The organism is Arthrobacter sp. Y3223164 (assembly GCF_059091005.1).
Genome location: NZ_JBNHGF010000140.1, coordinates 1 through 6,526, shown reverse-complemented (window position 1 = coordinate 6,526; position 6,526 = coordinate 1). Strand labels below are relative to the sequence as shown.

General features: G+C 67.8%; 2 protein-coding genes. Both read right to left on the bottom strand.

The window, feature by feature from the left end:
• Window positions 1-56: 56 nt before the first annotated feature.
• On the bottom strand, window positions 57-1,532 hold the full coding sequence (locus AC5RUJ_RS08905) for a sensor histidine kinase (RefSeq protein WP_494128864.1): 1,476 nt from the start codon (window positions 1,530-1,532) through the stop codon (window positions 57-59).
• Between the two features lies 1 nt (window position 1,533).
• Entirely contained in the window at window positions 1,534-6,366 is a 4,833-nt protein-coding gene (locus AC5RUJ_RS08900; RefSeq protein WP_494128865.1) for an NAD-glutamate dehydrogenase, read from the bottom strand.
• Window positions 6,367-6,526 lie beyond the last annotated feature (160 nt).

Here is a 6,526-nt window from a genome sequence, read left to right as displayed (position 1 = left end):
GAGAGGCCGCTGCCGGATTCGGCAGCGGCCTCTCGCGTCGGCTGATCCGCCCGCGCTCAGCGGGCCCCTTTGGTGTTGAGCACCAGGTCAATCCGCACACACGTTCCCCCGCCGTCGCGCGGGGTCCATTCGATCCGGCCGCCTAATTCGCTGGTGACGAGGGTGCGGACAATCTGCAGGCCCAGGCCCTCCCGCCGCGGTTCCTCGGGCAGGCCCACGCCGTCGTCCTCGACCGAGACGGTCAGCAATTCGTCTTCGCCCCGCCGGCTCCGCCGGGCAGTCAACCGGACGGTGCCGTGCCGCCCGGCCAGCCCGTGCTCGACGGCGTTCGTGACCAGTTCATTGATCACCAGGGCCAGCGGGGTGGCGAACTCGCTGGGCAGTTCCCCGAACTCGCCGCTGCGCTCCGTGCGGACGGCCTGCGTGGGCGAGGCTACTTCCGCCGAGAGCCGGAACTGACGCCCGATCAGTTCGTCGAAGTCCACGTTCTGCGCCAAGCCCTGGGACAGCGTTTCGTGGACCAGCGCGATCGAGGCGACGCGGCGCATGGCCTGTTCCAGCCCCTGCTTTGCTTCGTCGCTGACCATCCGGCGCGACTGCATGCGCAGCAGCGCCGCGACCGTCTGGAGGTTGTTCTTCACGCGGTGGTGGATCTCCCGGATGGTGGCGTCCTTCGACACCAGCTCCATCTCCCGCCGGCGCAGCTCGGAGACGTCCCGGCACAGCACCAGGGCGCCGAAACGCTCCTGTTCGTTCCTCAGCGGTATGGCCCGGAGCGAGAGCGAGACGCCGCGGGATTCAATCTCCGTGCGCCAGGGCATCCGGCCGGTGACCACCAGCGGCAGGGTTTCGTCGACCATCCGCCGGTCCTTGAGCAGCGCCGTCGTCACCTCGGCCAGTGAGCGGCCCTCCAGGGACTCGACGTCGCCGAGGCGCCGGAATGCAGAAACCCCGTTGGGGCTGGCGTATTCCACCACCCCGTCGGCGTCCAGCCTGATCAGGCCGTCGCCGACCCGGGGCGCGCCGCGGCGCGACCCGGTCGGCGAGGCGAAGTCCGGCCACAGTCCCAGCGTTCCCATCTTCAAGAGGTCGTAGGCGCACTGCCGGTAGGTCAGCTCCAGCCGCGACGGCATTCTGGAGCTGGACAGGTCCATGTGCGACGTCACGACGGCGAGCGTCCGGCCGTTGCGGACCATGGGCACCGCCTCGACCCGCATGGCCATCTCGGTGGTCCAGTCCGCCTCCGACGACCGTTCGATCGCCTGCGACTGGCGTGCCTGGTCCACCAGCGACTTGAGGTCCGCACGGATCCGCTCCCCCACGAAGTCCCGGTGGAACACCGTGTGGGTGGTTGACGGGCGCACATGCGCCAGCGCCACGTAGCTCCCGTCCGGCGTCGGGAACCACAGGACCAGGTCGGCGAACGCCAGGTCGGCGATCAGCTGCCAGTCGCCCACCAGCAGGTGGAGCCACTCCGCGTCACCCGGACGAAAGTCCGCGTAGTCGCGGATGGGATCGGTGAAGATCGCCAAGCTATCGCCGCACTGTCGAACGCATCAGTCGCAGTGCCACGGACAGCGACGCCATGTCGTCCTGCTCGAGCCTGTTCACTTCCTCGAACATGTCCCGGGTGCGCTTGATGTTCTCCGCGTTGGCCCGTTCCCACTCGTCGAGCCTGGCCTCGGCCTGCTCCCCTGCCGGGGTGCTTTGCATGACCGCCACGGTGATGTCCGTGACCGTCGTGTACAGGTCGTCGCGCATGGCGGCACGGGCGAGCGACTGCCAGCGGTCCTCCCGCGGCAGCGCCGTGATCCGCTCGAGCAGGTTGTCGACGTCGAACCGGTCGTAGACCGCGTAGTAGACGCGTGCGACGGACTCGACCGGTTCGTCGATCTGCCCGGCGATGCGGGCGACGTCGAGCAAACCGAAGCTCTCGAACTGCTCGGCCCACTGTCGGGCGATCCCTGCGGGCAGCCCGCGTTCTTCGGCGGTTTCCAGCCATTCGTGCACGCGGACCAGGTCGTCGCCGCGCAGGTACTGGGCCAGGTTGTTGCGCAACGGGTCCATTTGGGGCTTGAACATCGCGACGCCTTCTGCGACCGGGGTTCCGCTGTCGACATGGTTGATATACCAGCGCACCGCACGGTCCAGCAGGCGGCGCATGTCCAGATGCACCATGCACCACAAATCCGTGGGGAAGCTGGCAGGCAACGCGTTCAACGCTTCCACGAGCTTGTCGAATTCGTAGATCTCGCGCAGCGCCACGAACGCCCGCGCCACGTCCGCCTCGGAGACGGACGTTTCCTCCATGACCCGGAAGGCGAAGGTGATGCCGCCCATGTTGATCATGTCATTGGCAACGACGGTGGCGATGATTTCCCGGCGCAGCGGGTGGCCCGCCATATCGTCGCCGAACCGCTCGACCAGCTGGTGCGGGAAATAACCGCGCAGCACGCCGTCGAAGTACGGGTCGTCGGCCAGGTTGCTCTCGGTCAGCGCATGGGTCAGCTCGATCTTCGAGTACGCCGCCAGCACGGACAGTTCCGGACAGGTCAGGCCCTGGCCGGCCGCGATCCGTTCGTGCAGCTCCTCGGTGGTCGGCAGCGCTTCGAGTTGCCGGTCCAGTTCGGCGTGGCTTTCCAGCCAGTCCATCAGGCGTTCGAAGCTCGGGCTCCACTCGATGATCCGCTGGCGGTCGTTGAGCAGCAGGACGTTCTGGTCGATGTTGTCCTGGATGACCAGGCGTCCGACTTCCTCGGTCATCGAATGCAGCAGGTCGGCCCGCTCCGCTACCGGCAGTTTCCCGGCGGCGACCATCTGGTCCACGAGGATCTTGATGTTGACCTCGTAGTCCGAGCAGTCCACGCCGGCGGAGTTGTCGATAGCATCGGTGTTGAGGATGATCCCCTTGCCGGCGGCTTCGATCCGGCCGCGCTGAGTCATCCCCAGGTTGCCGCCTTCGCCGATCACCTTGACCCGCAGGTCCGCGCCGTTGACGCGGATGGCGTCATTGGCCTTGTCGCCGACTTCGGCATTCGACTCGGTCGACGCCTTCACATAGGTGCCGATGCCGCCGTTGTACAGCAGGTCCACCGGCGCCTTCAGGATGGCCTGCAGCAGTTCGGGCGGACTCATGCTCGTGACCTGCGGATCGAGGCCGAGAACTTCCCGCACCTGCGCGGACAACGGGATCGACTTCACCGACCGCGGGTAGACCCCGCCGCCGGCGCTGATCAGCTTCTCGTCATAGTCCGCCCAAGAGGAACGGGGCAGCTCGAACAGGCGACGGCGCTCCTGGAAGGAGGCAGCGGCGTCGGGATCCGGGTCCAGGAAGATATGCCGGTGGTCGAAGGCCGCGACCAGCCGGATGTGCTCGGAAAGCAGCATCCCGTTCCCGAAGACGTCGCCGCTCATGTCCCCGACGCCGACGACGGTGAAGTCCTCGGTCTGGGTGTCGACGCCGAGTTCGCTGAAGTGCCGCTTGACCGACTCCCACGCGCCGCGGGCGGTAATGCCCATCGCCTTGTGGTCGTAGCCGACCGAGCCTCCGGACGCGAAGGCGTCGCCGAGCCAGTGGCCGTATTCCAGCGAGATGTCGTTGGCGATGTCGGAGAAGCTTGCGGTCCCCTTGTCCGCGGCGACGACCAGGTAGGTGTCGTCGCCGTCCAGCCGGACCACCCGCTCGGGCGGCACCACGTCCTGGCCGGTTGCGGACCGGACCAGGTTGTCGGTGATGTCCAGCAGGCCGCGGATGAAGGTGCGGTAGCTTTCCTGCCCCTCCGCCATCCAGGCCGCGCGGTCCACGGCGGGGTCGGGCAGCCGTTTGGCGAAGAAGCCGCCCTTGGCGCCGGTAGGCACGATGACCGCGTTCTTGACGGTCTGCGCCTTGACCAGTCCCAGGATTTCGGTGCGGAAGTCCTCCCGCCGGTCCGACCAGCGCAGTCCGCCGCGGGCCACGTCGCCGAAGCGAAGGTGGACGCCTTCCACCCGCGGCGAGTAGACCCAGATTTCGTATTTTGGCCGCGGGAACGGTGCACCCTCGATCCGCGAAGGGCTGAGTTTGAAGCTGAAGTAGGGCTTGTCCTGGAAGTAGTTGGTGCGAAGCGTCGCGTCGATCAGGTTGGCCAGCGAGCGCAGCACCCGGTCCGCGTCAAGGGTGGGCACGGCTTCGAGTCCCGCCGCGAGCTCGGAGCGGGCGGCCTCGACCGCCGCCTCGCGGTCGCCTTCCAGGTCCGGATCGAAGCTGGCGTTGAACACCGCCAGCAGGGCGCGGGCCACTGCCGGGTTGGCCAGCAGCGTGTCGGAGACGAAGGCGTAGGAGACCAGGTTGCCCAGCTGCCGCAGGTAGCGGGTGTACGCGCGCAGCACCGCAACCTGGCGCCAGCCGATGCCCTCGGCCAGGACCAGCCGGTCAAAGCCGTCCGACTCGCTGCGTCCGGTGACGGCAGCGCCGAAGGCTTCCTCGAGCAGGTCGCCGGTGGCGATCGGGTCGACGCCCGCCGGATACCGGAGGCCGAAGTCGTACAGGAAGTAGTCTTCGCCGTCCGCCGTGTTGATCTCGAACGGGCGCTCGTCCAGTACCTCCAGCCCGGTGTTCTGCAGCACGGGCATGATGTTGCTCAGCGACCGGGCCTCCGGCAGGTACAGCTTCAGCCGGGCGTCGGCGGCGAGGACGTCGGCGCTGTCCTCGGGAACGTAGACGTGCAGCACCGGGGCCGCGCCGGGGTCGCCTCCCTCGTAGTTGCGGAAACGGGCGATGTCCTCGAGCGCGTCTTCCACCTCGTAGTCCACCCGGTAGCTGGGCGGGAACGCGTCCTTCCAGTTCGCCGAGAGGCGGGCAGCCTCCTCGCCGTCGAAATTGGCGCGCAGCACCTCTTCGATGCCCTCCGACCAGGACCGGGACGCCTGGGCAAGCCGGCGCTCAAGGTCGGCCGTGTCGACCTTCGGCACCGTGGAGGCACGCTTGAGGCGGATGCGGAAGAACAGCCTGGCCAGGGCGGATTCGGACATCCGCGCCTCGTAGTCGATGCTCTGCGGGTCGAAGGTGTTGCGCAGCTCCTGCTCGATCCGCAGCCGGACGGCGGTCGTGTAGCGGTCGCGCGGCAGGAACACCAGGGCCGACACGAACCTGCCGTAGGCGTCGGTGCGCAGGAACAGCCGGGTCCGGCGCCGCTCCTGCAGCCGCAGGATGCCCATCGCGGTCGCGGCCAGCTCCTCGACGTCCATCTGGAACAACTCGTCCCGCGGGTACGTTTCGAGGATCGACAGCAGGTCCTTGCCGGAGTGCGAATCGGCCGGGAAGCCGCTGTGCTGCAGCACTGCCGCGACCTTTTCCCGGGCAATCGGGACGCTCTTCACCGAACGGTTGTAGGCGCTGGTGGCGAAGAGGCCGATAAAGCGGCGCTCGCCGTCGACGTTGCCCTGCGCATCGAAGCTCTTCACGCCGATGTAGTCCAGGTATGCCGCGCGGTGCACCGTGGACCGCGAGTTCGCCTTGGTAATCACCAGCGCGCGTTTTTCCCGGGCGCGGGCACGGCCCTCTTCGGTGAGGTGCTGGACCCGCTTCGTGTCGCCGATGTGGCGCATCATGCCCAGGCCGCTGTCCTCGCGGACCAGGAGCACGTCTTCCCCGTCCTGGGTGACGAGATCGTATTCGCGGTAGCCCAGGAAGGTGAAATTCCCGTCGTCGAGCCACTCAAGCAGCTCCTTGGCCTCCTGCAGGTCGGGAATCTCCTCCGCTCCCACGACCGCATCCAGCGACGCCGCAACCTGCCGCACCTGCCGGCGCATGGCCGGCCAGTCCTCGACCGACGCCCGGACATCCGCCAGGACGCTCTTGAGGCCGGACATCAGCTCGGCGGCCTTGTCCGGCTCGATCCGCCCGGTCTCCACAGCCATCCAGGATTCGATCCGCAAAACCTGGTCGCCGCCGGTCTCAAAGGATCCCAGCTGCGGCAGTGCCGCCGTGTCGCCGCTGGAGACTCCGGCGGCGGCCGGCACCTGTTCCACGCCGGTGAGGTCGTGGCTGTCCCGGGCCCGGGTGGCTACAAAGGTGGGGTGCGTGATCATCCGGATGGCAATGCCGTGGCGCAGCAGCTCCGCGGTCACCGAATCGACCAGGAACGGCATGTCATCGGTGACGATCATGACGACGCTGGCCTCGGGTTCGTCCCGGATGGCGATCACGGGCTGCGCCGGCGGCCGGTGAACCGCCAGCTCCCGGTGCGCCAGCGCGCGGGCGCGGAGCACATCCGGACTGTAGCTCGCGGCATCCTCCGCGGCCAGGTGCTCATAGTATTTAGCGATGAATTCCTCATCGCCGGTAGCTGAGCTGGACAGATCCGCCATGCTGGATCCAGTCGACATGTAAAACGCCTCCGATAGGTGTGTCCCAACCGCGCCGTTGCGGTCCTTCGGCAAGCCTAACGCGGCGCGTTCAAAACTTCACTTTGAGCGGGCACGACGGCGGATTCCCCGCCTGGGCGGCGCCGGCCGGCTTCCGGCCAGCCCGGCGATGGCGTGCCGC

What these genes read in the sequence shown, in the direction of transcription:
- AC5RUJ_RS08900 (WP_494128865.1), bottom strand. Translation starts at nt 6,366, where the DNA reads ATGTCGACTGGATCCAGCATGGCGGATCTGTCCAGCTCAGCTACCGGC.